The organism is Deltaproteobacteria bacterium (assembly GCA_029858205.1).
Taxonomy (GTDB): Bacteria; Desulfobacterota; GWC2-55-46; order GWC2-55-46; family DRQE01; genus JAOUFM01.
This window is the reverse complement of the sequence record JAOUFM010000001.1, coordinates 189527-214726: the sequence shown is the minus strand read 5'-3', so window position 1 is coordinate 214726 and position 25200 is coordinate 189527. Positions and strand designations below refer to the sequence as shown.

At 51.9% G+C, this 25200-nt stretch carries 30 protein-coding genes; 6 read left to right on the top strand and 24 right to left on the bottom strand.

Annotated features, from left to right (window positions below; translation table 11 throughout):
• Positions 1-27 precede the first annotated feature (27 nt).
• Positions 28-738 (top strand): DNA repair protein RadC, encoded by a 711-nt coding sequence (radC, locus tag OEV59_01100; protein ID MDH4226340.1) that lies wholly within the window; start codon positions 28-30, stop codon positions 736-738.
• Positions 739-741: 3 nt separating this feature from the next.
• Here radC and thiD read toward each other — a convergent pair whose 3' ends face one another.
• The 4 genes from thiD to OEV59_01080 all read right to left on the bottom strand — a co-directional run bounded on the left by thiD (position 742) and on the right by OEV59_01080 (position 2708).
• Positions 742-1479 (bottom strand): bifunctional hydroxymethylpyrimidine kinase/phosphomethylpyrimidine kinase, encoded by a 738-nt coding sequence (thiD, locus tag OEV59_01095; GenBank protein MDH4226339.1) that lies wholly within the window; start codon positions 1477-1479, stop codon positions 742-744.
• Positions 1480-1486: 7 nt separating this feature from the next.
• Positions 1487-2095 carry a DUF445 family protein gene (locus OEV59_01090; protein ID MDH4226338.1) on the bottom strand — a complete coding sequence of 203 codons (609 nt, stop codon included), beginning with the start codon at positions 2093-2095 and terminating at the stop codon, positions 1487-1489.
• Between the two features lie 62 nt (positions 2096-2157).
• On the bottom strand, positions 2158-2430 hold the full coding sequence (locus OEV59_01085) for a DUF507 family protein (GenBank protein ID MDH4226337.1): 273 nt from the start codon (positions 2428-2430) through the stop codon (positions 2158-2160).
• Complete coding sequence (locus OEV59_01080) at positions 2427-2708, bottom strand: DUF507 family protein (GenBank protein ID MDH4226336.1); 282 nt, start codon at positions 2706-2708, stop codon at positions 2427-2429. The genes OEV59_01085 and OEV59_01080 overlap by 4 nt, the downstream gene beginning before the upstream one ends.
• A 134-nt stretch (positions 2709-2842) precedes the next feature.
• Between OEV59_01080 and rlmB the strand changes: the two genes are divergently transcribed.
• Entirely contained in the window at positions 2843-3580 is a 738-nt protein-coding gene (rlmB, locus tag OEV59_01075; GenBank protein ID MDH4226335.1) for a 23S rRNA (guanosine(2251)-2'-O)-methyltransferase RlmB, read from the top strand.
• 305 nt (positions 3581-3885) lie between these two features.
• On the top strand, positions 3886-4869 hold the full coding sequence (gene ilvA / locus OEV59_01070) for a threonine ammonia-lyase (protein MDH4226334.1): 984 nt from the start codon (positions 3886-3888) through the stop codon (positions 4867-4869).
• Between the two features lie 234 nt (positions 4870-5103).
• Here the strand turns inward: ilvA and OEV59_01065 are convergent, their stop codons facing one another.
• The 3 genes from OEV59_01065 to hisIE all read right to left on the bottom strand — a co-directional run bounded on the left by OEV59_01065 (position 5104) and on the right by hisIE (position 6419).
• Positions 5104-5271, bottom strand: a complete 168-nt coding sequence (locus OEV59_01065; GenBank protein ID MDH4226333.1) for a hypothetical protein — start codon at positions 5269-5271, stop codon at positions 5104-5106.
• Positions 5272-5355: 84 nt separating this feature from the next.
• On the bottom strand, positions 5356-5691 hold the full coding sequence (locus tag OEV59_01060; protein MDH4226332.1) for a histidine triad nucleotide-binding protein: 336 nt from the start codon (positions 5689-5691) through the stop codon (positions 5356-5358).
• Positions 5692-5717: 26 nt separating this feature from the next.
• Positions 5718-6419: a bifunctional phosphoribosyl-AMP cyclohydrolase/phosphoribosyl-ATP diphosphatase HisIE gene (gene hisIE, locus OEV59_01055; protein MDH4226331.1), complete on the bottom strand. Its 702-nt coding sequence runs from the start codon at positions 6417-6419 to the stop codon at positions 5718-5720.
• A 121-nt stretch (positions 6420-6540) separates the two neighbouring features.
• Here hisIE and pdhA point away from each other — a divergent pair, with 121 nt between their 5' ends.
• Genes pdhA through OEV59_01040 form a run of 3 tightly spaced genes read left to right on the top strand, consistent with a single transcriptional unit; the run spans position 6541 to position 9722 of the window.
• Positions 6541-7608 (top strand): pyruvate dehydrogenase (acetyl-transferring) E1 component subunit alpha, encoded by a 1068-nt coding sequence (pdhA, locus tag OEV59_01050; GenBank protein ID MDH4226330.1) that lies wholly within the window; start codon positions 6541-6543, stop codon positions 7606-7608.
• Positions 7596-8558, top strand: a complete 963-nt coding sequence (locus OEV59_01045) for an alpha-ketoacid dehydrogenase subunit beta (protein ID MDH4226329.1) — start codon at positions 7596-7598, stop codon at positions 8556-8558. The genes pdhA and OEV59_01045 overlap by 13 nt, the downstream gene beginning before the upstream one ends.
• Positions 8559-8570: 12 nt before the next feature.
• Complete coding sequence (locus OEV59_01040; protein MDH4226328.1) at positions 8571-9722, top strand: 2-oxo acid dehydrogenase subunit E2; 1152 nt, start codon at positions 8571-8573, stop codon at positions 9720-9722.
• Between the two features lie 69 nt (positions 9723-9791).
• Here the strand turns inward: OEV59_01040 and OEV59_01035 are convergent, their stop codons facing one another.
• From OEV59_01035 to OEV59_00955, 17 genes are all read right to left on the bottom strand, one after another.
• Positions 9792-10367, bottom strand: a complete 576-nt coding sequence (locus tag OEV59_01035; GenBank protein MDH4226327.1) for a Fe-Mn family superoxide dismutase — start codon at positions 10365-10367, stop codon at positions 9792-9794.
• A 68-nt stretch (positions 10368-10435) separates the two neighbouring features.
• On the bottom strand, positions 10436-11173 hold the full coding sequence (locus OEV59_01030; GenBank protein ID MDH4226326.1) for a DUF2127 domain-containing protein: 738 nt from the start codon (positions 11171-11173) through the stop codon (positions 10436-10438).
• Position 11174: 1 nt separating this feature from the next.
• Positions 11175-11948 (bottom strand): imidazole glycerol phosphate synthase subunit HisF, encoded by a 774-nt coding sequence (hisF, locus tag OEV59_01025; protein MDH4226325.1) that lies wholly within the window; start codon positions 11946-11948, stop codon positions 11175-11177.
• Between the two features lie 2 nt (positions 11949-11950).
• Positions 11951-12673: a 1-(5-phosphoribosyl)-5-[(5-phosphoribosylamino)methylideneamino]imidazole-4-carboxamide isomerase gene (gene hisA, locus OEV59_01020; protein ID MDH4226324.1), complete on the bottom strand. Its 723-nt coding sequence runs from the start codon at positions 12671-12673 to the stop codon at positions 11951-11953.
• Between the two features lie 40 nt (positions 12674-12713).
• Positions 12714-13319 carry an imidazole glycerol phosphate synthase subunit HisH gene (hisH, locus tag OEV59_01015; GenBank protein ID MDH4226323.1) on the bottom strand — a complete coding sequence of 202 codons (606 nt, stop codon included), beginning with the start codon at positions 13317-13319 and terminating at the stop codon, positions 12714-12716.
• Positions 13316-13948: an imidazoleglycerol-phosphate dehydratase HisB gene (gene hisB, locus OEV59_01010; GenBank protein ID MDH4226322.1), complete on the bottom strand. Its 633-nt coding sequence runs from the start codon at positions 13946-13948 to the stop codon at positions 13316-13318. Before hisB ends, hisH begins: the two co-directional genes overlap by 4 nt.
• A 5-nt stretch (positions 13949-13953) precedes the next feature.
• On the bottom strand, positions 13954-15258 hold the full coding sequence (hisD, locus tag OEV59_01005) for a histidinol dehydrogenase (protein MDH4226321.1): 1305 nt from the start codon (positions 15256-15258) through the stop codon (positions 13954-13956).
• A 4-nt stretch (positions 15259-15262) separates the two neighbouring features.
• Entirely contained in the window at positions 15263-15922 is a 660-nt protein-coding gene (gene hisG, locus OEV59_01000; GenBank protein ID MDH4226320.1) for an ATP phosphoribosyltransferase, read from the bottom strand.
• Positions 15915-17171 carry a UDP-N-acetylglucosamine 1-carboxyvinyltransferase gene (gene murA / locus OEV59_00995; GenBank protein MDH4226319.1) on the bottom strand — a complete coding sequence of 419 codons (1257 nt, stop codon included), beginning with the start codon at positions 17169-17171 and terminating at the stop codon, positions 15915-15917. The genes hisG and murA overlap by 8 nt, the downstream gene beginning before the upstream one ends.
• A 10-nt stretch (positions 17172-17181) precedes the next feature.
• Positions 17182-18252, bottom strand: a complete 1071-nt coding sequence (prfA, locus tag OEV59_00990; protein MDH4226318.1) for a peptide chain release factor 1 — start codon at positions 18250-18252, stop codon at positions 17182-17184.
• Between the two features lie 31 nt (positions 18253-18283).
• Positions 18284-18973, bottom strand: coding sequence for an FAD-dependent thymidylate synthase (gene thyX, locus OEV59_00985; protein MDH4226317.1), 690 nt, complete (start codon positions 18971-18973; stop codon positions 18284-18286).
• Positions 18974-18997: 24 nt separating this feature from the next.
• Positions 18998-19204, bottom strand: coding sequence for a 50S ribosomal protein L31 (gene rpmE, locus OEV59_00980; GenBank protein ID MDH4226316.1), 207 nt, complete (start codon positions 19202-19204; stop codon positions 18998-19000).
• A gap of 1429 nt (positions 19205-20633) precedes the next feature.
• Positions 20634-21542: a hypothetical protein gene (locus OEV59_00975; protein ID MDH4226315.1), complete on the bottom strand. Its 909-nt coding sequence runs from the start codon at positions 21540-21542 to the stop codon at positions 20634-20636.
• A 153-nt stretch (positions 21543-21695) separates the two neighbouring features.
• On the bottom strand, positions 21696-22826 hold the full coding sequence (locus OEV59_00970; protein MDH4226314.1) for a glycosyltransferase: 1131 nt from the start codon (positions 22824-22826) through the stop codon (positions 21696-21698).
• A 52-nt stretch (positions 22827-22878) separates the two neighbouring features.
• The gene (locus OEV59_00965) at positions 22879-23217 is read right to left on the bottom strand and encodes a pyrimidine dimer DNA glycosylase/endonuclease V (GenBank protein ID MDH4226313.1); all 339 of its coding nucleotides are present in this window, start codon (positions 23215-23217) and stop codon (positions 22879-22881) included.
• A 478-nt stretch (positions 23218-23695) separates the two neighbouring features.
• The gene (locus tag OEV59_00960; protein ID MDH4226312.1) at positions 23696-24472 is read right to left on the bottom strand and encodes a hypothetical protein; all 777 of its coding nucleotides are present in this window, start codon (positions 24470-24472) and stop codon (positions 23696-23698) included.
• Between the two features lie 93 nt (positions 24473-24565).
• The gene (locus tag OEV59_00955) at positions 24566-25192 is read right to left on the bottom strand and encodes a hypothetical protein (protein ID MDH4226311.1); all 627 of its coding nucleotides are present in this window, start codon (positions 25190-25192) and stop codon (positions 24566-24568) included.
• Positions 25193-25200: the final 8 nt, after the last annotated feature.

The following is a 25200-nucleotide window of genomic DNA, read 5'->3' as shown; positions in this document are numbered from 1 at the left end:
CTGCGCACTTTTTGAGAAAGACAGCCAATGGGAAACGGCGTTTCAGGAAAGAAGGAGGAGCACCCGGCAGCAGGGCACAGGCAGCGGCTAAAGGAGAAGTTTGTAAAGGCCGGGGCAGAGGCCTTTCATGACTATGAGTTGATCGAGCTCCTTCTTACCTACGCAATACCCAGGCGGGACGTAAAGCCTGCTTCAAAGGAGCTTATACGCACATTCAAGGGCATACGCGGCGTTTTCGACGCCTCCATAGACGAGCTTAAGGCCGTCAAGGGGGTGGGCGAGAACGCCGCTGTGCTTTTTAAGCTTATCAAGGATACAATAGGCGTTTATCTCCTCGAGCGCGCAAAGTCGGTAGATGTAGTAAGGAGCGCTGCCGACCTCGTCAAATACCTCGACTCCGTGTTATCGGGCGAGAGGGTAGAGAAGTTCCTGGCTGTTTACCTTAATTCAAAGAACGAAATACTGGCTGTCGAGACCCTGCACGAAGGCACAATAGACCAGACCGTAGTTTATCCGAGAAAGGCCATAGAAGGGGCATTTCGCCACAACGCCCGGTCGGTGATATTTGTGCACAACCACCCAAGCGGCGACCCAACGCCCTCGGTGCGCGATAAAGACCTGACGAAAAACCTCCTTAGCGCTGCAGAGTCGGTCGACATAATCGTCCACGACCATATCATAATCGGCAAAAAGGGCTTTGTAAGCGGCAGAGAGCTCGGCTGGATGCGGGGAAAGTAGGGGCTATTGGCTTTTTTGAGCGGCTTCCTTGATTAGTTTTGTAACGTACTTCTTTGCCGTTTTTATCGCTGATTCAATTGATTTGCCGTTTGCTATGTTCGCCGCAATTGCGCTTGATAACGCGCAGCCCGTGCCGTGCATCGAGCCCTTGATTCTCTTGCCTTTAAAGTAATAAAACTTCCTTCCGTCAAAGAGCGTATCGATTGCGTCGCCTTTAAGATGGCCGCCTTTTATTAGCACGTATTTTACCCCGAGTTTTTTTATGAGCAGCGCTGCTGCCTTTATGTCTTCCGTAGTCTTTATCTTTACGCCAGTGAGCTTTTCAGCTTCAGGTATATTGGGCGTGACAAGTGTTGCAATAGAAATGAGCTTCTTAAGGTTTGTAAGCTTTTTTCCGTAAAGCGGGAAGCCCGAACTCGATGCGAGCACAGGGTCAACGACAACGTTCTTTATCTTGTATCTTTTTATTACGTCGCAGACGGTCTTTGTAATAGCTTCGTTTGCGAGCATGCCGGTCTTAAGCGCAGCGATTTTATGTTTTTTTAAAAGCGCATCTGCCTGTTTTTTTAGAAGGGCAGCGTCCGTTGCCTCGAATGCTGTAAAGATTTTGCCGTCTTGCGCCGTGAGCGCGGTTATAAGCGAGAGCGGGGTTACGCCAAATGCCGCGAACACGAGAGAATCCCGCATAACGCCTGCGCCGCCTGTGGGGTCGAAGCCTGCTATGGAGAGGGCTTTTTTCATTCGCGTGTTATCTTGTGAGGTAGAATATAACGGCCTGGAAAACGCCGATTAAAAAGCCCATTACTCCGCCAAGCCACTCTATGTGCCTGAGCTCCCGGGCTATGAACTCGGTTAAGAGGCCCTCGAAGCGCGTTAAATCAAGGGCGTCTATCTTTGTCGCGAGCATGCCCTTTACGTCAATGTTACCTGCCACCTTCCGTGCGAGGTCGCCTTTTTTCTCCTCCATCTTCGCAAGTATGTCCTTGGCGATGAGATACTTTACGTGGTAGGAGAGGTTCTCGGCAACGAGCCCTATGACAGGGATGCTTTTCACCTTCGATGAAGACAGGCGGTGCTCGACCACTTCCTCTACCGCCTTCTCGATGTCCTCTTTCCAGTCAATTGAGTTAAGCGCAGCTGCAAGGTCTTTCGAGGAGAGGAGTTCGTTCTCTATGGCCTTTGCGATGCCGCGCGCAATGTCCTTTCTGCGCTTGGGGATTAGCCCCTGGAGCTCGTAGCCAAAGATGTTTAGCGGGATTAGCGGCCTGAAAAGCAGTTTTATGGCGATGAAGTTAGTGAGCCACCCTATGAACGCGCCGACGATCGGCGGCAGGATGTATGGGTAGTATTCTGTCATTTTGAGAGAACGGCGCATTGCATGCGCCGTAGAGAAGTTGTTTTATATGCGCAGTAGCGCCTCTAAAAATGCTTCTTTGCCAGTTCTTCCTCGAAGTACTTCTTGTAAAGTATTTCCCACTCTCTGCTGCCCTCTGGCACGCCTCTTGAGAGGGTGCGTATCTTGTCCCTCGCGGCCTCGTCTGCCTTATCTTCTGTCGAGAGGTATTCGGTAAGGATTTTCTTTATCTCGGAGAGCACCTTGTCGTCGTCCTCGAAGTCAACGAGGTCATCCTTCCAGATGCCGTCGCTTATGAGGTGCGCTATGTGGGAAATCCTATCCTCTGTGAGCCTCAAAGCACGATGCCCCTTTCCTTGGCGAGCTTATGCTTCACCATCGTGAACATCTTCCTGTAATCCAGGCGCTGCGTGCCTATTTCGCCCGAGTGCGATTCGAGCATCTTCTCTACCTCTTTATCGAGGTCGTCCTCGGCCTTAAGGTCGGCCATGAACACGTCGTTCATCTTTTTTAGCACTGCGTGCTCGTCTGCCTTGAAGGTGAGGAGCTCTTTTTTCTTCAGTCCTTCGAGGACTTTAAGCGTCAGTTTCTCGACCTGCTCTTTCGTAAGCCTCATCATATACCCAAAACTTAACACATATACGGCGTCACTGCAAGAGCTTTCGGGCAAGGCGGCCTTCGCCGTGTTGACACGTAACTGCTTTTGTGGTCTATTAGAACCTGGCGTAACCACGCCTAAGAGGATAACTGATGAGCAGATTGATATACGGCATAAACCCGGTGATGGAGGCGCTCAAATCCGGGGTAACGCGCCTATCAAAGGTTATAGTGTCCGACAAGAAGGGTAAGGCAACCTATCCAGTCGAGCGCGAGGCGCATAAACGCGGCGTGGCCGTTGAGTACGACAGCCCCAAGTCCCTTGACGTGATGACAAAGGGCGCGGCGCACCAGGGGGTCGTAGGGGTAGCCACCGGAGAGTTCGAGTACGTCGACATCGAGGACGCGATAAATAAGTGGAAGGCCTCTGGCAAAAAGGCGTTCTTTGTTCTGCTCGATTCCGTGCAGGACCCGCAAAACATGGGCTCCATCATAAGAGGCGCGGATGTGTTCGGCGCGCATGCGGTCGTGATTACGAAAGACAGGTGCGCCCCTGTGACACCGGCTGTCACAAAGGCATCGGCAGGCGCAACCGAGCACGTAATGATTGCGATGGTCGTTAACCTTGCTGCTGCCATCAGGCGGCTAAAAGAGGAAAACGTCTGGGTCGCGGCAATAGAGGCAGGCGAGGGTAAGCTTGTTTCTTCCGAGGACCTGAACATAGATATCGCGGTAGTTATTGGCAGCGAGGGCTCGGGCATAAGAAAGCTCGTTAAGGAAGAATGCGACTTTGCGCTCTCAATCCCGATGTCGGGCAGGGTGAACTCCCTTAACGCCGCGCAGGCCGGGGTGGTGGTGATGTATGAGATACGCAGGCAGCGGGGCGCATAACTCGCTAAGTTCTGCAGTACGTGCGCTGAATGTGATTTTGAGGTTACAAGAGCTTTGCTCCTGCGGGGCGGCTTTTGGGCATGGGGCGTGCAAGGACTGCCACCCCGCCGCACAGCCGCCTCGCATCAAGCCCCGCCTAAAATCGCTTCGCTCATGCGCCCCCGGCTTGATGCCCGCCTCCTGTGCGGCCCGCTTAAGTCCTTGCTTAGCCCCATGCCCGGTGGAAGGGGTAAAGATACGATGATTCGTATGTGACTGCGTAAATTATTTCAAAGATAGATGATTGGAACGGTTTTGGATATTATATGGCCGATATTCCATTTCTTATAAAAGAAGCCTCCAAAAAGCTCAGAGGCATTGTCGAGAGGACGCCGCTTGTGTATTCGACGTCGTTCTCAAGGATGTTCGGGGCATCTGTTTATCTTAAGCTCGAAAACCTCCAGAAGACAGGCTCCTTTAAGGTTCGCGGCGCGTACAATAAAATAAGCTCGTTGTCATCCGAAGAAAAAGACCGCGGCGTTATCACAGCATCGAGCGGCAACCACGCGCAGGGGGTTGCCTGGGCCTCGGCGCTCCTTAAAGTAAAGTGCTGTGTCGTGATGCCCGAGACCTCGCAGCAAGTCAAGCAGACGGCAGCGAGTGGCTACGGCGCAAACCTTACGCTTAAAGGCAAGAACTTCGGTGAGGCCTATGACGAGGCGCTTAAGATGGCAGCGGCAGAGGGGATCACCTTTATACCACCTTACGACGACGACCTCGTAATCGCAGGCCAGGGCACCATCGGTATCGAGATACTAGAAGACCTTTCTGATGTAGATACTGTCATCGTGCCTGTTGGAGGCGGCGGGCTCATATCCGGCATTGCAACAGCCTTAAAGCACGCAAATCCGAACATACGCGTTTACGGAGTCGAGGCGGACGCCGCAACCTCGTGCGTTGATTCGCTTCGAGAAGGCCATGCTGTTCCTGCTGAAAACAGACCGACAATAGCAGACGGCATTGCCGTTAAAAAAGTCTCTGAGAGGACCTTTAATATCATACGCGAAAAGGTGGAGGACGTCGTAATAGTCGCAGAGGACTCGATAGCAGAGGCGGTATTAAAGTTCATGGAGCGTAAGAAGCTCGTTGTCGAGGGGGCAGGGGCTGTGCCGCTTGCGGCACTTATTGAGAATAAAATCCCAAAGCCTGGGAATAAGGTCGTCCTCGTAGTGAGCGGCGGAAATATTGACGTAACCGTACTGGATCGGATAATCAGGCTCGGACTTGTTAAGGAGGGTAGGGGAATATAACCAGGCTGTAATTTGCTTTTTGGCAAACCCGCGATTTGGCCGGCAGGCGTGACGCCTGCACCCAAATGTAAACGCAGTCATTGCGAGGCGCGAAGCGTCGGATGACGCGAAGCGGCGAAGCAATCTCACGTTGTCATTCCCGCGAAGGCGGGAATCCAGAGTCTTATCGGTCATACTGGATCACGAATCGAGTCTATGACATGCTTGCTGGTTTGGGGCGAGAGAAATTGCCGATTATGCTGTTAAGAGTATGAAAAGCCCTAATAGTATAAAACCGATGCAAAGTATAATGGCAACTATTATTATTCCGGTCATTAGATAGTCGAATGCCTTTTCGCTTCTCTGGTGGTCGCTGTCGATAAAAAGATTTAGCAGTAATTCTATGAATCTGCCGTAAAGCATGTAGTGTTTGGCGCTATATGCGCGTGTTTGGGGGTTGTTGCTACCTATATCGTGCTGGTGCCGCAAAAATCGCGGGCTTCGTTTCTATCCCATCTTGCCGTCTAGGTGCCGTCCTGCCATCAAATGCATGTGCAGATGGAAAACCGTCTGCCCGCCTTCCTCGTTCGTGTTGATGACCAGGCGAAAGCCCTTTTTATCAACTCCTGCCTCTTTTGCCGCTTCCTTGGCAACTGAGAGCATCTCGCCCATGATGTTTCTGTCATCGCAGTCAAGGATGGTTGCGAAGTGGGCTTTGGGAATCACGAGCAGGTGAGTGGGGCTTTGCGGGCTGATGTCCTTTATGACAACGAGCCTGTCGGTTTCCTTTACGATTGTAGAGGGGATTTTCTTTGCCGCAATCTTGCAGAATATGCATTCCATAATCAAAGGCTCCTTTTATGTCTGCGTCAGTCTTCGTCCTTTTTTATCGGCCTCGAGGCTTTTTCATCGTGCCCTGAAGTTCCAAAGCGGCGCTTAAGCTCCGTAAACACGTCCTCTATGGCAATGTCTTTATACCCAAGGAGCACCATGGTGTGGAACCAGAGGTCGGATATTTCGTGCACGATTTCGTCTTTTCCGCCCTTTTTCCCGGCATGCACGAGCTCGGCAGATTCTTCGTGTATCTTTGCAGCGATTTTGTTAAAGCCCTTTGAGTATAGCGAGGCTACGTAGGACTCATCTGGCGAGGAGTTCTTTCTATCGAGCAGAACCTTGTAAAGGCCGCTGATTACTGCCTCGCTGCCGCTTGCCGGTGCTGCGCTGCCCTTCTGTACGCCGAACTCTTTGCCGCCCTGGTCAAGGCGGCGGAAAAAGCACGAACGTTCGCCCGTGTGACAGGCAACCCCTTTTTGCTTTATCCTAAGGAGCACGGAGTCGGAGTCGCAGTCGTAGAAAACGCCCTCGACCTTCTGCGTGTTGCCCGAGGTCTCGCCCTTCATCCAGAGCTTTTGGCGCGACCTGCTATAGTAGTGCGCGAGCCCTGTATCGAGGGTTTTCTCGAGAGCTTCCTTGTTCATGAAGGCTAGCATCAAGACTTCTCCGGTATCCGAGTCCTGCGCAACCGCAGGGATGAGGCCGTTTGCGTCGTATTTTATATCCGGTTTTTCCAAGTTATGTTTCTCCAAAGTGGTTTTAGAAAGCATATAATAACATATTCGCCGTGTCAATGCCGCCGAATCTTCGGTATACGGCCTTGACGGGGCCTTAACCTCTTGGTAGACTCTATTTATAATGACAGAGAAGATAGTTGGGACATTCGAGATAAAGCATCTGGGCGTTTTAAACGAGGCAGGAGAGGCCGATGCCTCGCTCATGCCCGGGCTCTCGGATGACGCCATAAAGGCCCTTTTTGAGAGTATTATCTATATGAGGGCCTTTAATAGCCGCGCCCTTAGCCTACAGAGGGAAGGCCGCATAGGCACGTATCCGTCCATATACGGCCTTGAGGCAACGCAGGCAGCTACTGCCCTTGCCATAAGAAAGTCCGACTGGGTTGCGCCGACATTCAGGGAAAACGGCGTGTTCCTGGCCCTTGGGTACCCGGCATGGATGTTATACAGGTACTGGAAGGGCGATGAAAGGGGCGCAAAGACGCCGCCTGATTTAAACATCCTTCCCATGAGCGTTCCCGTCGGCTCGCACCTTACGCATGCAGTTGGCGTTGCCTACGCCATGAAGTACAGGAAGAAGAACGACGCTGTCATATGCTTTTTTGGCGACGGAGCATCTTCCAGAGGCGACTTTCACGAGGCCCTTAACTTTGCAGGCGTATTCAAGCTGCCGGTTGTATTCGTCTGCCAGAATAACCAGTGGGCAATATCCGTACCGCTAAAGACCCAGACTGCCTCCGAGACTATTGCGCAGAGGGCGTTTGGCTACGGCTTTGGCGGCATTCAGACGGACGGTAACGACGTGTTCGCAGTGTATAAGGCCGCAAACGAGGCCCTGGAAAAAGCAAGAAGCGGCGGAGGGCCGACACTGATAGAGAACCTTACCTACAGGCTCGACCACCATACTACAGCCGACGATGCAACGCGTTACAGAAATAGCGCGGATGTCGAGGCATGGGCAAAGAAGGAGCCGCTTATACGGCTGCGCTTGTTTATGCAGAAAAAAGGCCTCTGGAGCGAGACCTATGAAAAGGACGTCGAGGGAAAATGCTTTGAGAAGCTGGACGCCGCAATTTTAGAGGAAGAGTCGTATCCTTCCTCAGAGCCAGACGACATCATACGCTACACGAACGCCGAGGCGAGCCAGAGACAGCTTCGTGAGCTTAAGGAGCGCGGATGGCTAAAATGAACATGGTCGAGGCCGTTAACTCGGCCCTTACTCTCGAGATGGAGCGAGACGATAACGTCGTAATCCTTGGCGAAGACGTCGGCACCGACGGCGGCGTGTTCCGCGTGAGCGCCGGGCTTCTTGAAAAATTTGGCAAAGAGCGCGTAATAGACACTCCGCTTGCGGAGCTTGGCATTGTCGGCACTGCAATCGGCATGTCGCTCTACGGACTTAAGCCTGTTGCAGAGATACAGTTCATGGCTTTTATCTACGAGGCAATAGAGCAGGTCTATTCGCATGCAGCAAGAATGCGGGCGAGGTCAAGGGGGCGCTTTACTTGCCCTCTTGTGATACGGGCTCCGTACGGGGTGGGCATAAAAGGCCCGGAGCTGCACTCGGATTCTCCGGAAGCGATATTTTGCCATATGCCCGGGGTGAAGGTCGTTATTCCGTCGAACCCGTACAATGCAAAGGGGCTTTTGATATCTGCTATACGCGACCCTGACCCTGTGCTCTTTTTAGAGCCTTCGCGCCTCTACCGTTCAATAAAGGCCGAGGTGCCGGAAGAGGGCTACACAATCGAACTTGGCAGGGCAGATGTTTTTCAGGAAGGTTCTGATCTGACGATCGTTTCCTGGGGCGCGATGCTGCACAGAGCTTCGGAGGCTGCCGAGGGGCTTAATGCTGAAATCATAGACCTTCAGACCATAAAGCCGCTTGATGAGGATTTGATATTAAGCTCGGTAAAGAAAACAGGCCGTCTTGTCATTGTGCACGAGGCAACAGGGTTTTGCGGCGTGGCAGCGGAAATCGCAGCGCTCGCGGCAGATAAGGCGCTCATGCACCTTAAGGCGCCTGTAAAGAGGGTAACTGCGCCGGATGCGGTAACGCCCATGGCCCTTCTCGAAGACCATTACATGCCGTCGGTTGAGCTTATCAAAAAGGCGTACGACGAAGTTCTATCATATTAGGAGAATAAAGACATGGCTTACGAATTCAAGCTGCCTGACCTTGGCGAGGGTATTGTCGAGGGCGAAATTGTAAAGTGGCGCGTTAAGGAAGGCGATAGCGTCCTTGAGCATCAGGTGGTTGTGGAGGTAGAGACCGATAAGGCAATCGTAGAGGTGCCAAGCCCCAAAAAAGGCGTCATAGAAAAGATACTAAAGCCCGAGGGCGAGGTTGCCTCGGTAGGTGAGGTTATTTTCACGATACGGCTCGAGGCAGGCGAGGAGAAAAGAGAGTCCGTGTCCATTGTCGGCAAGCTGCCGGACAAGGAGGAGGTCCTTGCCCCGCCGTTCGTGAGAAGCCTTGCAAAGAAGCTTGGGGTGGATTTAACAAAGGTAAAGGGCACGGGCCAGGGAGGCAGAATCACGGAGGCCGATGTAAAGGGTACTGGCGAGACAGTTAAGAAAGAGGCTGCGGACAAGTACGGCCCTGTTGAGCGCGTTGCCTTGAAGGGCGTTAGAAAGGCCATTGCTAAGAACCTGGTTCTCTCGCAAAAGTCTACTGTGTTCGTGACCGGGATGGACGATGCAGATGTCACCGCTCTCTATGAACTTCGTGAAAAAGAAAATGCCAAGGCAAAGAAAAAGGGCGTGCACCTTACCTTTATGCCGTTCTTTATAAAGGCAGCGCAGCATGCTTTGAAGGATTTCCCTTCTCTTAATGCCAGCATGGACGATGAGAGAGAGGAGGTTGTGCTCAAGAAATACTATAACATCGGCGTTGCCATAGATACCGACGACGGGCTTATGGTGAGTGTTGTGCGAGATGTCGATAAGAAGACCATCCTCGAGATAGCAGGCGAGATACACGAGCTTGGCGAAAAGGCGAGGGAGAGAAAACTTACTCTTGATGAGCTTAAGGGCTCGTCCTTTACAATCACCAATTACGGCACATTCGGCGGCACGTACGCTACTCCTGTTATAAACTACCCTGACGTTGCCATACTTGGCACAGGCAAGGTGAGGGAGAGGCCGTGGGTGGTGGACGGAAAAATCGAGATAAGAAAGATTTTGCCGCTCTCCCTTACATTCGACCACAGGGTTACGGACGGTAGAGAGGCCGCGAATTTTCTTAATAAGGTGATTTTGTTTTTAGAAGACCCGTGCGCGCTGTTTGTGGATAGCAGGTAAAGATGAAATGACGCTGGGGGTGCCGTCCAAAGGACGGCACCCCCAGCGTGTCTTAAACTGAACAGGCGCTTACTTAAACCTCTTCTCCGCTGCCTTCCAGTCTATGTTCTTCATGAATGCTTCAATATAGGGCGGTCTCTTTACGCCGTAGTCTATTGCATAGGCGTGCTCATACACGTCCATGATAAGAACGGGGGTGGCGAGGGCAGGGAAGTTGTTATTGTGCGAATCAAGCCCCCAGTTGTGTAGCTTTCCGTCATACCCGCATTTACCAAGCATTACCCAGCCTCTTGCTGCCATGCCAGAGGCCTTGAAGTCTTCCACCCACTTATCAAAAGACCCGAAGTCAGCCTCTATTGCTTTCAGCAGGCCGCCAGAGGGGGCTCCTCCCTTGCCTCCGAGGTTCTCGAAGTAGAGCTCGTGGAGCACGACACCGTTTAGGGCGAATGTCTCATCGGCCTTTAAAGCCCGAAGCTCGCTGTATATCTGGTTTGCCTTGCCTCTGTCAGCTGTCTTGAGCTTTTCCTGAATTTCGTTAAGTTTGTTTACGTATCCCACGTAGAGCGTATCTCTGTGCTGCGAAATCTGGTTGTCGGATAGCCCGTCCAGTCCCTTTAAATCGAACTTCCTTGGTTCATACGGCATATGCAGCCCTCCTTTTTGTTTTTTCTATATGCTAAGGATAGTCTAAATTGCGGCTTTGTCAACAGTCGTTAGTGGAGCGTCCGTTTTTCGTCTCTTATAAGCTCTATAAGCTCGTTTTCGCGTTCCGTGAGGAGCCGGAGCTCGTTATTAAGCCTTGCCTTTGCGTCTGCGTCTCGTTCCGTGAGGAAGTGTTCTTCGATGGCGATTTTCTTCTCTAGAAGCCGCTCGAGCTCCAGTTCGTTGGTTATTATTTCCTCGAGTTCGTGCTCTTTTTGAACGATTTCTTCGAGCCTTGTCTTGTGTTTGCCAAGTTCTTCCTGTTCGCGTTTTTTCAACTCTTCCATTTCTCTCTTGCTGTGGAAGAGGTCTTTACGCGTGGCGAGGTAGTAGACTATGGCGCAGTTTAGCGCAAGTACTATTATGCGTACCACAGTGACCTTGTCGTAAATGGTGTATATCTCAAATGGTATCATCGCGCCCGTGGAGGCAACGGTGAGCCATTCGGCCCACTTACGCCTAAGATGCAGCCCCCAGGCCTCAACAAGGTTGAAGGCAGAGAAAAGGAACACGCTTATCGAAAGACCTATCATCGTGTTATGTTCGACTTGCGCGATATTTTCTATGAGAAGCCTGATGTATTGGTTTTCTATGTCGAGGTTCAGGTACTTTGCGAATGTGGTTGCGGCAATTTTGAGGTCTTTGTCAACGAGCTTCAGGAGACCAAAAAAAATAATGAGCTCGAGAGAGCCCATTATTGTTTTATAAGCGATGATGAACTTTAGAAATCGGGCTTTTCTCTCCTGCATGTCAGGTCCCTTGCGGCGGCCGCATGTTTACGCCCTTGGCCATAAGGAATTTTTTAGTTTCCGGCACCGTGAACTCCCCGAAGTGAAAAATACTTGCCGCAAGCGCTGCGTCCGCCTTGCCTTTTGTAAATGCCTCGTAGATGTGCTCGAGCGTTCCCGCTCCGCCCGATGCGATTACCGGCACGGTCACGGCATCGGCAACGGCGCTTGTTAGTGCCAGGTCGTAGCCGTTTTTACGCCCGTCCTGGTCCATGCTGGTAAGAAGTATCTCTCCTGCGCCAAGAGATACGACCTTTTTCGCCCATTCTACAGCGTCCAGCCCTGCGGGCTTTCTGCCGCCGTGCGTGAATACGCCCCAGGATTTTCCGTCGGCGTTCATCTTTGCGTCTATTGCAACGACTATGCACTGCGTGCCGAATTTGTCCGCGGTCTTTCTTAAGAACATCGGGTCGTTAACGGCCGTTGTGTTTATGGATACCTTGTCCGCGCCTGCGCGAAGCAGCTCTTTTATGTCGTCTAATGTTTTTATGCCGCCGCCTATTGTTACCGGCATGAACACGTCGGCTGCCGTTCTCTCGGCTATATCGAGTATGGTCTTTCTTTCCTCGTGCGAGGCCGTGATGTCTAGGAACACGAGCTCGTCGGCGCCCTGAGCGTCGTAGGCAACGGCGCATTCTACCGGGTCGCCGGCGTCCCTTAGCTCCACGAAGCTTACGCCTTTTACAACGCGGCCGTCCTTTACGTCCAGGCAGGGGATGATACGCTTGGTCAGCACTGTTATGCCTTGTTCGCCGTTTGTATGGCTTCTTTAAGGTCTATGTCTCCGGAATAGAGCGCCTTGCCTATGATTGCGCCGTATACGCCCGTGGCCTTCAGCCGCTTTATGTCCTCTATTCCCGATACGCCGCCGGAGGCTATGACCGGTATGCCTGCCTCTTTGGCCATCTTCGTGTTTGCCGCGAGGTTCGGGCCGCTTAGCATGCCGTCTCTCGATATGTCGGTGTAGACGAGGGCCGCGACACCGAGGGCCTTGAGCTTTTTCGCCAGAGTGAATGCGTCTATGTCGGTAACCTCGACCCAGCCTTTGACAGCGACCTTGCCGTCCTTCGCGTCTATGCCGACTGTAATCTTACCGGGGTGCTTTTGCGCGAGGCTTTTTATGAAGGCCTCGTCCTTTGCAGCCGCGGTGCCGATGATTATACGCTCGACCCCAGGGATGTTGAGGTACGCTTCGGCTGTTTCCATCGAGCGTATGCCGCCGCCGATTTGCACGGCGGTCTTTAGCTTGTCGACGATATTTTTGATGATATTAAAGTTAACGGGCCTGCCTTCGATTGCAGCGTCCAGGTCCACAAGGTGTATTATGCGCGCCCCGGCAGCCTCCCACTTAAGAGCCACCTCGACAGGGTTTGTCGAGTACACGGTCTCTGCGTCCATTTTGCCCTGTTCGAGGCGCACGCACTTGCCGCCTTTTATGTCTATTGCAGGGATGATTATCATAGGGGCCTCTTTATTGGCTGTTTGTCGCGCCGTGCCGCACTCAGCGCGTTTTTGCGAAGTTCTCTATCAGCTTTAGCCCGGCTCTCTGGCTCTTTTCCGGGTGAAATTGGAATGCCCGGATGTTATCGGTTTCTATAGAGCTTACGAACTCGCTGCCGTACTCGGTCATGGTAAGCGCTATTGTCTTATCATCGGGCACCGGGTAGTACGAGTGCACGAAGTAAAAGTACTCGTTTTCGTTTATGCCGCTAAGCATGGGGGAGGCGGGCTTGTTCTTTTTAACGGTGTTCCAGCCCATATGCGGCACCTTTAAGCCCGGGCCGAACTTCTTTATCTTTCCGCCGACCAGGCCAAGCCCCTTGTGCGTGCCTTCTTCCTCCGATTCATCGAACAGGAGTTGCAGCCCGAGGCATATCCCAAGAAACGGTTTACCGGATTTTACCGCCTTTACGACCGCTTCGTCAAGGCCGTCTTTCGAGAGGTTCTTCATGCATTCTTCGAATGCGCCTACCCCCGGAAGAACGACCTTTGAGGCAGATGCGATTTTCGCGGCATCGGACGTGACAGAAGCGTCGAGGCCTACTTTCTTAAAGGCCTTTTCGACGCTTCTCAAATTGCCCATGCCGTAATCGACGATAGCTATCATAGCGTGCCTTTTGTCGACATTACTCCTTCTATGCGCGGGTCTATCTCGACCGCGTTCTTTAAGGCCTTCGCAAGCGCCTTGAATATGGACTCTATCGCATGATGCAAATCCTTGCCGTAGTAGAGCGTTATGTGCAGATCCATGCCGGCCGAGTTCGCGAGCGCCTGCATGAACTCTTCCATAAACCCGAGGTCGAAGTGGAATCTGTCCGATTCGTAGAGTTTGTGCACTCTGTAGAGCTCGCTCATGGAGTCCTTATTGGGCGTTATCTTGAAGTAGGGCCTGCCGCTAAGGTCGAGCGTTACCTTCGAGAGCGAATCCATCATCGGAACCTCGGCGGTGCCGTAGCGCACAAGGCCCTTTTTATCTCCAAGGGCTTTTTTAAGCGCTTCCCCGAGGCAGAGCCCGACATCTTCGACCGTGTGGTGGTAGTCGACATCTATATCGCCCTTGGCCTTTATCGTAAGGCCAAACAGGGCGTGCTTGGCAAGGAGCGTTAGCATGTGGTCGAAGAAGGCTATGCCTGTAGATACTTCGGCAGAGCCTTTGCCGTCGAGGTTTAGCTCGAGCTTTATGTCCGTTTCCGTTGTTTTTCTTTTTACTTTCGCTGTCCGTGCTTTTTTAGGCATATGTGTCATCTCCCGCGTTTTTTTCCGCCAAGCCTTGCCTCTGCGCTAAGCGCGTGCGCCTCTAATCCTTCTATTCTTGCAAAGCGCGAGACGGCCTTTCCAAACTGCCTTGCCGCCCTCTCTGAGAATGATATCACGCTTGTCCGTTTCTGGAAATCATATACTCCAAGAGGCGAGGAGAACCTTGCCGTGCCTCCGGTCGGGAGCGTGTGGTTTGGCCCTGCGATATAGTCGCCGCATGCCTCTGCTGTATCAGGGCCGAGGAACACGGCCCCGGCGTTCTCGACCTTCTTTAGATATTTTTCAGCGTCCTGCATGAAGAGCTCGAGATGCTCCGGCGCAATGCTATTCGATATGGAGAATGCCTCGTTTAAGTTCCCGGTAACGAATATCACGCCGTAGCTTGCAATGGATTTCTCAGCTATTGCGCGCCGTTTTAGTTTCTTTATTCTTGCGCCAACTCTTAGCGCCACCTTCTTTGCCATTGCCTTCGAGGTCGTTATCAGTATCGAGGACGCAAGCTCGTCGTGCTCTGCCTGGGAGAGAAGGTCTGCTGCGATAACGTCCGCGCTCCCGGTGCCGTCGTTTATTACGAGTATCTCGCTTGGCCCGGCTACCATGTCTATGTCGACGGTGCCGAATACGAGCCGCTTGGCCGTTGCGACGTAGATATTGCCCGGGCCAACTATTTTATCGACCTTTGGGACCGACTTTGTGCCGTAGGCGAGGGCGGCAACAGCCTGCGCACCGCCGATCTTAAATATTGCGTCCACTTTGGCTACCTTTGCCGCAGCGAGCACGTACGGGTTGATTTCGCCTGTTGGCCCGGGCGGCGTTACCATCACTACCTTTTTTACGCCGGCCACCTTTGCAGGTATCGCGTTCATTAATACTGTAGACGGGTAGGCTGCCTTGCCCCCGGGCACGTAGATGCCGGCCTTTTCTATTGCCGATATCTTCTGGCCAAGCAGTATTTCGTCCTCGTTATAGAACCACGAGAACTCGATTTGGCGCTTGTGAAATGAAGATATGCGGCTTGCCGAGAGCTCGATTATGGCAAGGTCTTTTTTTGGGATTTTCCTTATTGCGGCGTTTATTTCTTTTTCGCTAACCTTTATTGTCTTTGGGCCTATGTCGGCCCTGTCAAAGCGTTTCGTATACTCGAAGAGGGCAGAGTCCCCGCGCTTTTTTACATTGGCTATAATTTCGCGCACTACCGCCTCAACGGATGCGGAGTCGGATTCTCCGCGCCCGAGCACGCTTTTTAGTACTTCTTTGTACTCGTGGTTTTTTGTCTCGATGATGCGCATTGTACTACCTTAGTTTTTTAACTGCCTTCGATAGTCGTTCGATAAGAGTCTTTATCTCTTCGGGCCTTGTCTTAAGGCTTGCCCTGTTTGCCACCAGTCTGGAAGACACTTCCATTATGGTCTCGACCTCGGCAAGGCCGTTCTCCTTTAGCGTCCTGCCGCTTTGCACGAGGTCTACTATCCTCTCCGAGAGCCCAAGCAGTGGCGCAAGCTCTATCGAGCCGTAGAGCTTTATCATCTCCACCTGTATGCCTTTACTTAGGAAATACGCCGACGTTATGTTCGGGTACTTTGTTGCAACCTTTACGCGCGTCCAGTGCGAGGGGTTGTCGGTCTTTTTCACTTTTTCCGGCTCCGCAACCACCATGCGGCATTTGCCGATATTTAAGTCAAGCGGCTCGTAGAGGTCTTTATTTTGCTCTACCAGCACGTCCTTTCCGGCAATCCCGAGATCTGCCGCGCCGTACTCTACGTACGTGGGCACGTCCTGGCCCCGCACTACCATGAAGCGAAGGTTTCCCGGGCCGTCAAATATCAAGCGGCGGTCGTCTGCCTTAAGGGCAGATGCAGCATCTATTCCCGCAGCCTTGAAGACGTTTAACGCCTCGTCCATGATGCGGCCTTTTGGGAGCGCTATCGTGAGCTTGCCGGTTCCTTTATTCATCCTTCACCCGTTTGATGTTAGCGCCAATGGCGTTTAATTTTTTTTCTATTGCATCGTAGCCGCGGTCAAGATGGTATATTCTCGATACCTCGGTGATGCCGTTTGCAACGAGCCCTGCGAGCACGAGAGAAGCGCTTGCGCGAAGGTCCGTTGCCATAAGGGGCGCGCCGCTTAGCGACCTTACGCCCTTTACCACCGCGTTCCTGCCGTCTACCGTGATGTTCGCGCCCATCCTCTGCAACTCGGCAACGTGCATGAAACGGTTCTCGAAGATCGTTTCCGTTATTACGCTTAAGCCGCTAGATATGGACATCATGGCCATCATCTGCGCCTGCATGTCGGTAGGGAAGGCGGGGTAGGGGTAGGTCTTTATGTCAACGCTTTGTATGGGCTTATCGCCCACCACCCGTACTCCTCCGTTTTCCGTTTTTACCGAAGCCCCTGCTGCCTTGAGCTTGTCAGTTAGCGCGTCAAGGTGCTCTGCAGGGCAGTTCTTTATAAGCACGTTCCCGGTCGTCATGGCAGCGGCCACCATGAACGTTCCGGCTTCTATCCTGTCGGGCATGACCTTGTATTCGATTGGCCTTAGTTCTTTTACTCCGCGTATCGTGATTTTGTCCGTGCCTATGCCGTCTATGTCAGCGCCCATTTTCTTTAGTGCGTATCCGAGCTCCGTTACCTCCGGCTCGAGCGCCGCGTTCTCGATTATAGTCTCGCCGTCGGCGTGCACTGCGGCAAGCATTATGTTTTCCGTGCCAGTGACAGTGATAGTGTCAAAGCAGATTTTCGCGCCTTTTAAGTTTTTTGCTTTTACTATAACGTACCCGCCCTGTATCTCGACCTCTGCGCCCATTTTTTCGAGCGCCATTAAATGCAGGTTTATGGGGCGCGCCCCTATTGCGCATCCTCCGGGAAGGCTCACCCGTGCTTCCTTAAAGCGCGCGACCATTGGCCCGAGCACAAGCACCGAGGCCCGCATTGTTTTTACAAGATCGTACGGGGCCTCTACCATGCGCGCGTTGGATGCGTCTATGATAACGCCGCCGTCCGTGTTCTCGACAACGCAGCCCATGTGGCTAAGGACTTTTTTAAATGTGCTGATGTCCTTTAGCTTCGGAAGGTTCGTGAGCGTATATTTGCCGCCTGTCAAAAGCGCGGCTGCCATAAGGGGCAGGGCCGAGTTCTTTGAGCCGCTTACCTCGATTGTGCCAACCAGTCTGTTGCCGCCTTCGATTATGAGTTTGTCCATGTTTATTTCCTTATGTCTGCATCTTCTTTAGCGCCTCGCCCTGATAGTGCGCTATGAGATGGTCCGTCAGTTCAGTTAAATCGCCTTCCATTACGTCGCTAAGCTTATGGAGCGTTACGCCGATTCTGTGGTCAGTAACACGGTTTTGCGGAAAATTATACGTGCGTATCTTTTCCGAACGGTCCCCGGTGCCGACCTTTTCCTTTCTTTCCTTTGCCGCTTTTTCCTCCTGCTCCCTGACTTTTATGTCGAGTAAGCGGCTAAGCAGTATCTTCATGGCCTTCTGGCGGTTCTTGTGCTGGCTCTTTTCGTCCTGGCACACGGCTACGACACCGGTCGGGACGTGCGTTATGCGCACAGCCGTCTCTACCTTGTTTACGTTCTGGCCGCCGTGGCCTCCGGCCCTGAATGTATCGACCCGTAGGTCGCTTGGGTTTACGTCCACCTCGACCTCTTCGGCCTCCGGAAGAACTATTACCGTGACAGTGGACGTGTGCCTTCTGCCAGATGCCTCTGTCTCAGGCACGCGCTGCACTCTGTGAACGCCGCTCTCGTACTTGAAGCGCGAGTACGCGCCTTTGCCCTCGATTATCGCTATTATTTCCTTAAACCCGTTTAGCCCGGTCGGGTTGGAGCTCAAGAGCTCGGTTTTCCATCGCTGGCTCTCGGCGTACCTGACGTACATTCTGTATAGCTCTGCTGCAAAGAGCGCGCTCTCGTCGCCGCCTGCTCCGGCGCGTATCTCGATGATGATGTTTTTATCGTCGTTCGGGTCCTTTGGAAGAAGAAGCACGCGTATTCTCGCGGTGAGCTCCTCGGACTTTTTTTGCAGCCCCGGAAGCTCTTCCTTCGCAAGCTCTCTCATGTCCTCGTCCTTGCCTTCGAGCATCTCCCTGGCGTGGACGATTTCCTCAGCCGTCTTTCTAAGCTCTCTGTAGCTCTCGACGATTTCTTCTAGCGCGGCGCGCTCCTGCGATAGACTCCTAAACTTCGCCGCGTCGTCGGTAACTCCTGCCGTGCCGAGTATGCCGATTATCTCGTTATATCTTTTCTCTATGCCTGCAAGTTTTTCGTTAAGCATCGTAGTGTGTGCGCTTGGCCGTTTGTTTAAATTACAGGGCCTTGAACTTCTCCCTTATCTCTTTTGGTTTGCCGCAGGTCATCTCGCCCTCTGAGCACGCGCCTGCTACACATGCGGGGCCCGATGTCTCGAATATCACGGGCGACTCCTTCTTTACAAGCGCAAGCATCCTTGTTGCCATGTCCCTGATTTCCCACTGCGCCCGCTCGCAGCATCTTAAATTAAAAAAGTGCAGCAGCTCCCGCGCGTTCATCGTCACTATGATTTTCGTGCACGCGGCGTTTGGTAGAACGTATCTTGCGTCTTCTTTCTCGATTCCTGCCTTTATAAGCTCGTCGTATAGGCCGTAGGCCTTGTCCATTGCCTCGCTAAACTTCTTTGCCGCCGCTTCGTCCTTCGCAATCAGGGGAGGGGTGACGTAGTCCTTGCCCTTGGTGGCGTTGACGTATCGCTGGCTCTGCTGCGAGTACGAGGCAATGCGGTGCCTTACGAGCTGGTGCGTAAGTGCTCTCGATACGCCCTCGATGCCGAAGGTGAAGCTCGCGTGCTCGAGCACCGACAGGTGCCCGAGCTTTAGAATTTTTGCGAGGAAGTTTTCCTGCGAGGAGCCTTCGACCTTTTTCTCGAGGTCGTCTATGCCCGAGTCCGAGTAGCAGAGCTTTGCAGCGAGCGAAACGGTCTTTTCAGGCTCCGGGGTGGACCTTAGGAGGGTTACTTTCACGGCGCACCCTTAAAAGGAGATTTTTTAGCTGCTCTTCTTGCCGTACTTCTTCTGGAACTTCTCGACCCTTCCGGCCGTGTCAAGGAACTTCTGCTTTCCGGTGTAGAACGGATGGCAGTGGGAGCAGATTTCCACACCGATGTCCTTGGCCGTGGACCTGGTCTCGACCTCGAAGCCGCAGGCGCAGTGTATCTTCACCGGGATGTAGTTTGGATGAATTCCTTCTTTCATTTGCGTGTACCTTTGCCTTTCTGTGCGTTCCCGTATTATGGGGAGACGACTTGGAGTTGTATTCTTGAATACATAATAATAACAAGGTCTTTCGGGGAATGCAAGGGTTTTTTGTAGGTGGTAAACCCGCGATTTTGGCGTCATACTTCGTTATCAAGGCGTTTTTGTTCCTCGACGTATTGACAACATACGCCTGCGGACAAAAACGCCTTGCTGCCTCGTCTCTCGCCAAACTTGCGGGTTTATGATGGGTAAGGACTTTTAGTCTCTCGCGGCACGAAACTTGCCGGTTTGGCAGGCGTGACGCCTGCACCCAAATATAAAAGATTGTCATTCCCGCGCAGGCTGGAATCCAGTGTATTTAGAAGTTTTGCCCCTGCGGGCGGCTTTACGTCCGGAAAGGGCGATGGGGCGGTCATTGCGAGGCCGCAGGCCGAAGCAATCTCCTGTCTATTGGCGATATTTTGTCATTCCCGCGATGTTTTGAGCGGGAATCCAGTGTCTTTAGAAGTTTTGCCCCTACGGGGCAGGCTTTACGTCCGGAAAGGGCGATGGGGCGGTCATTGCGAGGCCGCAGGCCGAAGCAATCTCCTGTCTATTGGCGATATTTTGTCATTCCTGCGATGTTTTGAGCGGGAATCCAATTTTAGAAATGGATTCCTGCTTCCGCAGGAATGACAAACAAAGAACGAGATGCTGAAATTAATTCAGCATTACAAAATCTACGTCATTCCCGCGCAGGCGGGAATCCAGTGTCTTTAGAAGTTTTGCCCCTACGGGGCAGGCTTTACGTCCGGAAAGGGCGAGGGAGCGGCTTGGTCATTGCGATGCCGCACTTTTGACGCTAAGCAGCTATCACTGTGATTATTAGTGAGAAAGTTGAATGAGGGGAAGCAGAATAAGTAGTAACATTGCAGAGATGACAGCGATTATTCCGCCGATACTGTCCAAAATGCCTTTTTTATAAAGGTAAGTAACGGTTAATGCGATGGCAGCATGAAATATGAAAAATATGGATGGAAGGGTGATTAGAAATAGAAATAGGATATTGCCCATACAGCCTTCGCCGGAGCATGGGAGAAAGGCAGCAAGCAGCCCTATGCAAAAAAGAAATATTAAGACAATAATCAAGGTGAGTACGAATCCGCGGATGTTGTCTCTCGTTAAAACTACCTTAATGATGATATACCATAGTGTAATGCATATGGCTATGGTTATGCCTGTAAAAAGCAAGTAGCCTATCACTACGTTGGGTGATAGAGCATCAAATCCCAAGTCGATGAATGTTGGGAATATACAGGAAAGTATAATGAAGGTGAAAATGGCAAGTCTGGATAGACGTTCAACTGGTTTTATATATTGTTGGGTCAAGGTGTCCTCGGTATTGTTAAGTCGTTTATTGCAAAAGATGTTGCAACCGCTGTTGCGCTTATTTTGCCATGTTTTCGGCCGGGAATATACGTTTTAGCGAGATGCCTTTTGATAAAATTGCGTTTTCTATGTGCAGCCTGTCGTTAATAATCGGGATAATAGCTGTTCCGCTGTTGTCGAAGAACACCAGCTTTACGGAAAATCCAGAGACGGTAGCGGCACTGCCACTTCCAGCCGAGCCTGCAAATTCAAGTTTGTCGCTTCCAGCCGGGTGTTTTTCGTCAATGAGCGAAAGTTTCGGGCTCCATTGCATGTCATCCACGTTGTCGGCGTATATCATAATACGGTCAATATTGGAATCGGTGGATGACATGGTTAGTATGCCGACTTCATCTCGGTGTGTTTTTCGCTTTTCATGCATGTAGTAGTCTCCGGAATTGACGGAGATGTATGAAATTGTTCTTTTGATAGGTGGGTTTGTAATGACAACGGATGCCGGTTCGGCGCTTGAGGAAAAAATGTATTTTCCTGTTTTGTAGTCGAACATTCTGTAAGTTTTTTCGGAGGCGCAGCAGCCGTGTATTACAGTTCGGTAGTAGTCGTCCCACCTGCCTCCATTGTCGGCCAAGTCTTTTATGGTCCATAACTTTGTGTCGTACTCTTTTTTGTCGGTGACCCATGCCGTGGCCTTCAGCTTGGAGTTTGAGCTTTCCCTGTCCGTGCGGTAGATGGATTTTACGGTTTGTTTTATCAGCATGGTTATGATGCTTCCGTCGGGGTTTGTGAATTTTTCTGTCGAGGAACTGGAGTTGACCACGGTCTTGATGGCAACACCGTTCTCGACTTTTTTTGTGACGGAGGATTCGACTTTTGGTGATTGTTGTTTGTCTGTGCTGCAGACTGGCTGCGCGGTAGAAAGCAGCAGGAAAAGCGCAAGAGCTGTTATTGAATAAAAGATTTTGTGCATCGTTCGTGGCCTCGTTTTTGCGAGTTTGACACTGTGTTCCAGACTAAATTTGATAGCTTGGTCGCGCACGGCTGTGTTTTAAGCCCCATACGATACTACCATATTATTTATTAAAAACAAAACCCCCTCAACCCAAACGGGTGAGGGGCTTGTTTACTTAAACGTACGTCCACGCCAGTGCACGCCGCCTCTTCGATAATATTCCATAAACGACGCGGCAAAGATGGCCCACCAGCCGAGTTCCCTTATAGGATTAAGGAAGGTCACGTACCACGGCTGCCGAAACACAAGGAACATGCTGAAAAATATCCAGTGCATGAGGACAAGCGATATTACCGCGGGCGTGCTTATCGTGCCCGAGTGCATGTAGTTATATATAAGCCCGATGTACGGGACAAAGCTCACGATAGAGCCTAGCACAAATGGCAGCGGGATGAGGAACGGCGCCTTTTTCAGCGCAGGGAACATGTTTTTACGAAACCCCTTGATTGTTTCCATTGCGCCGTCGTACATCCGGACGCTCACGTGCTCCGTTGCCTGCGTTACAACTGCCTTGCCGCCTGCCTTCTTGGCCATGTAGCCGAGCATCACGTCGTCGACAACGCGGTCTTTTATCGAGCCGAAGGCGCCTGTTTTTATAAAGAGCTCTTTCTTGATGAGGTTAAAGACCCCGGCCCCGATAGAGAAGAGCGGGGTCTTTGTCCTCTCGACAAGGTAGCCTGGGAAGATACAGCCGCCGACAAAATATATGTTCGACATAAGGGCCGCCTCAAAGACCCCTTTTGTAACGACGCGCGGGCCAAGCGTCATGAAATCCGCGTTCTTGTGTGCCATGTAGTTAACGGCGAGCTTTAGAAGGCCTTCCGAGTACCATATGTCCGCGTCAGCGAAAAGATAGCAGTCTCCCGCAGCCTCTTTTACGCCGCGCTCGAGCGCTGCGGGCTTTCCAAGCCAGCCCTTGGCTGGGCCGCTGCCTTTTACGACTTTCAGGTGCGGGTACTTGCGCTTTAGTTTTTCGAGAATAGCCGGGGTCGAGTCGGTCGATTCGTCGTCGACTACTATTACTTCGTACTCTGCCGGGTACTCCTGCTCGCAAAAGCTGGTTACCGAGTTCTCTATTGCCTGTTCTTCGTTCCTTGCTGGCACGATGATCGAGACCTTGGGGTAGGTAGCGAGGTCCTTATCCGCGGCATCCGTGAGCTTGCCGTTTAGTAAGTAGTTTAGCGTGCCGTTTATGGTAAGAAGGCACCAGATGATTGCCGAGGCCCAGAGTAGGGTTTCCATCGGCGCATTATACCACAAAACATGCCCGGCTGTGTCGCGCCCAAAGGAGGTCTTATTTCCCGGTCTTGCCGCACTTGCAGCGTTTTTTCGCGAGGTTTTCCAATTGGGCCTTTAGCGTATCCACGCGCGCTTTTTGCACGGCCCTGCCGCGCGCAAGACGTTTATCGAGCGGGGAGGCGTGTTTGAACCCGCGCCGCAGCATCTCAGTGACGATGCGCTCGTGCACGTTGTAGAGCGCCAGGAGCTTGCCTTTCCAGCGAAGCACCTCGGGGTGGCGGGAATACCCTTTTTTCCCGTTAACGAGCACAGACCATATGGCGTGCAGTTCGGCATGCTCGCCGAGAAGATGCGCCCTGCAGAGGCGGCGCGGATGTATGTCCCATATGCGCATATGGAAATTATAGCCTGCTTTCGGCTATCCCGTGGTGTGGTCGTAGGTTTTTGTGGCGGATGAAACCGGCGATTTTCGCGCCGGAGGAAACCCGCGATTTGGCCGTGATGCTTCGTTGTGCGTGAATTTTCAATCCTCGACGTATCTGACGTGATACGCCTGCGGACAAAAACGCCTTGCTGCCTCGTCTCACGCCAAACTTGCGGGTTTATGATGGGTAAGGGGCTGGGTAATTGGTTATGCTTTATACCTATGTCATTCCCGCGCAGGCGGGAATCCAGTGTCTTTGTCACTGGGTGTGGTCTGCCTAACGAACTGGTCTTTTCATTACAATGCCGTAAATACAATCCCCTCTCAACCCAAACGGGCGAGTGGCGGGGGAAGCGGGGGAGAAAGGAAACATCGGCACGGAGCACACACAGCGTCGGCGAAACGTGCTTGGCACACACAAAACATCACCGAAACGCGCCAAGCGCAGTTACTTGGCCTCGAGTTCCTTGATGAGGTACTCGGCGTCTTCGGTAAGTATTGTAGCGGCACGCTCATCAAGGTGCTTGCCGGTCTGCGCCTTGACCTCGCTCATAAGGGCCTTTAGCTGATTAACGGCAGCCTTGTACTGTCCTCTGTTTGCCGCGTCTTCGGCAGCTTCGGCCTTCTTAAGAAGGCTCGTCATAATGCCGTCGTTACGAATACGCTCAAGTTTCCTGGCCAGCCGTATATCTTGCTTCAAAACAGCAAAGCTGACTACCTTTACTATGCTCTTTTCATTTCCGGTATCCCCCAGATAGATTTTAAAAGATACGGGTGCGCCCCTTTCCACGAAACCAGTAGCTTTTATCCCTCCAATTTTTCTCTCGTCATCATCGACAAAACTCCCGCTCAGATAAAACAGGGTTGGCTCTTTTTCCGTCGATACTTTGATAGTATACTCTCCAACAATAAAATCAAACAGCATCTCGAAAGCTTCCGGCTCAGGAACATACTCATCCCCACAGTCATCGCAACCGATGCCGGCATAACTGGCAGTTCCGTTCCATTCCTCAAACCCTTCATCTGTTTCAAAGTCATACCCAAGCTTCCTCTGCTGAGGGTCAATAAGAATGCATGCTACTTCTTTTTCGGAACCTACACAATTAATTTGCGCGCTTTTGCTACCGGGTTCGTAGGCAAAGGCCGCTTGACTGGTCAGCAACAACAGAACCATAGAGAAAAAGACGTTAACGATGCCACTGTTTGTCTGCGCTATATACTTCATCTGCACGCCCCTTTTTCGCACGCATTATTCTACCACATCTGCAGAAAAACAAAACCCCCTCGACCCAAACGGGCGAGGGGGGAGCTGTTTTTTTTAGCGCTTTGGTTTTGGAGTGCTGTCAGGCTTTGGCGTTTCGATGAACTTTAGCGCGTGGAACACGTCGTCGCGGGTTATGAGGTCAAGCAAAGGTCTCGGGTCGTCTTGCATGAAGAAAATATACGCGTTTGCAGTGTTGTTTTTGTGGATGACGAAGAAGTTCGAGGTTTCGAACCCCTTGCCAAACTCCGAGTTAAGCGGCGCGAATGTCGTGTATCCGTCGTCCCCGTTGAACTCAGCCATTACGTCATCGTGGTAGAATTGCTGTAAGTTGCAGAGCTGGCCGCCGGTGATATTTAGACAGATTGTCATGAGTGTAGAATCGTAACCGGCATTTTCATACGCGGCAGGGGAGTTCTTGTCCGTTAGGGCGTCCTTTAGCGGCTCTATCATGTAGCGTATCTCGAGCTTTTTTTCCTTATGAGCAATGGCATAGTTGTATATGACGTCGCCGTTTTCTATGACCGGGACTTCTTTGAATCCTTCGGGCATGGTAAATGTCATGCCCGAGTCTGCGAGGAGCTTCTTAAAAGGATTGTTTTTTGGCTGGGCCGCATCTGCGGCGCAGGAAAGAAAAAGCAGGCACAGGAAAACTGCTGTAGATAGCGCTGTTGGTTTACGCATGCCGTTGT

What these genes read in the sequence shown, in the direction of transcription:
- pdhA (MDH4226330.1), top strand. Translation starts at nt 6,541, where the DNA reads ATGACAGAGAAGATAGTTGGGACATTCGAGATAAAGCATCTGGGCGTT.
- OEV59_00955 (MDH4226311.1), bottom strand. Translation starts at nt 25,192, where the DNA reads ATGCGTAAACCAACAGCGCTATCTACAGCAGTTTTCCTGTGCCTGCTT.
- OEV59_01030 (MDH4226326.1), bottom strand. Translation starts at nt 11,173, where the DNA reads ATGCAGGAGAGAAAAGCCCGATTTCTAAAGTTCATCATCGCTTATAAA.
- OEV59_01090 (MDH4226338.1), bottom strand. Translation starts at nt 2,095, where the DNA reads ATGACAGAATACTACCCATACATCCTGCCGCCGATCGTCGGCGCGTTC.
- OEV59_00960 (MDH4226312.1), bottom strand. Translation starts at nt 24,472, where the DNA reads ATGAAGTATATAGCGCAGACAAACAGTGGCATCGTTAACGTCTTTTTC.
- thiD (MDH4226339.1), bottom strand. Translation starts at nt 1,479, where the DNA reads ATGAAAAAAGCCCTCTCCATAGCAGGCTTCGACCCCACAGGCGGCGCA.
- OEV59_01060 (MDH4226332.1), bottom strand. Translation starts at nt 5,691, where the DNA reads ATGGAATGCATATTCTGCAAGATTGCGGCAAAGAAAATCCCCTCTACA.
- hisG (MDH4226320.1), bottom strand. Translation starts at nt 15,922, where the DNA reads ATGAATAAAGGAACCGGCAAGCTCACGATAGCGCTCCCAAAAGGCCGC.
- hisB (MDH4226322.1), bottom strand. Translation starts at nt 13,948, where the DNA reads ATGCCTAAAAAAGCACGGACAGCGAAAGTAAAAAGAAAAACAACGGAA.
- OEV59_00970 (MDH4226314.1), bottom strand. Translation starts at nt 22,826, where the DNA reads ATGGAAACCCTACTCTGGGCCTCGGCAATCATCTGGTGCCTTCTTACC.
- OEV59_00975 (MDH4226315.1), bottom strand. Translation starts at nt 21,542, where the DNA reads ATGCACAAAATCTTTTATTCAATAACAGCTCTTGCGCTTTTCCTGCTG.
- rpmE (MDH4226316.1), bottom strand. Translation starts at nt 19,204, where the DNA reads ATGAAAGAAGGAATTCATCCAAACTACATCCCGGTGAAGATACACTGC.
- OEV59_01035 (MDH4226327.1), bottom strand. Translation starts at nt 10,367, where the DNA reads ATGCCGTATGAACCAAGGAAGTTCGATTTAAAGGGACTGGACGGGCTA.
- OEV59_01065 (MDH4226333.1), bottom strand. Translation starts at nt 5,271, where the DNA reads ATGCTTTACGGCAGATTCATAGAATTACTGCTAAATCTTTTTATCGAC.
- murA (MDH4226319.1), bottom strand. Translation starts at nt 17,171, where the DNA reads ATGGACAAACTCATAATCGAAGGCGGCAACAGACTGGTTGGCACAATC.
- ilvA (MDH4226334.1), top strand. Translation starts at nt 3,886, where the DNA reads ATGGCCGATATTCCATTTCTTATAAAAGAAGCCTCCAAAAAGCTCAGA.
- OEV59_01045 (MDH4226329.1), top strand. Translation starts at nt 7,596, where the DNA reads ATGGCTAAAATGAACATGGTCGAGGCCGTTAACTCGGCCCTTACTCTC.
- hisA (MDH4226324.1), bottom strand. Translation starts at nt 12,673, where the DNA reads ATGATAATCATCCCTGCAATAGACATAAAAGGCGGCAAGTGCGTGCGC.
- prfA (MDH4226318.1), bottom strand. Translation starts at nt 18,252, where the DNA reads ATGCTTAACGAAAAACTTGCAGGCATAGAGAAAAGATATAACGAGATA.
- rlmB (MDH4226335.1), top strand. Translation starts at nt 2,843, where the DNA reads ATGAGCAGATTGATATACGGCATAAACCCGGTGATGGAGGCGCTCAAA.
- OEV59_00965 (MDH4226313.1), bottom strand. Translation starts at nt 23,217, where the DNA reads ATGCGCATATGGGACATACATCCGCGCCGCCTCTGCAGGGCGCATCTT.
- hisD (MDH4226321.1), bottom strand. Translation starts at nt 15,258, where the DNA reads ATGCGCATCATCGAGACAAAAAACCACGAGTACAAAGAAGTACTAAAA.
- radC (MDH4226340.1), top strand. Translation starts at nt 28, where the DNA reads ATGGGAAACGGCGTTTCAGGAAAGAAGGAGGAGCACCCGGCAGCAGGG.
- hisH (MDH4226323.1), bottom strand. Translation starts at nt 13,319, where the DNA reads ATGATAGCTATCGTCGATTACGGCATGGGCAATTTGAGAAGCGTCGAA.
- OEV59_01080 (MDH4226336.1), bottom strand. Translation starts at nt 2,708, where the DNA reads ATGAGGCTTACGAAAGAGCAGGTCGAGAAACTGACGCTTAAAGTCCTC.
- OEV59_01040 (MDH4226328.1), top strand. Translation starts at nt 8,571, where the DNA reads ATGGCTTACGAATTCAAGCTGCCTGACCTTGGCGAGGGTATTGTCGAG.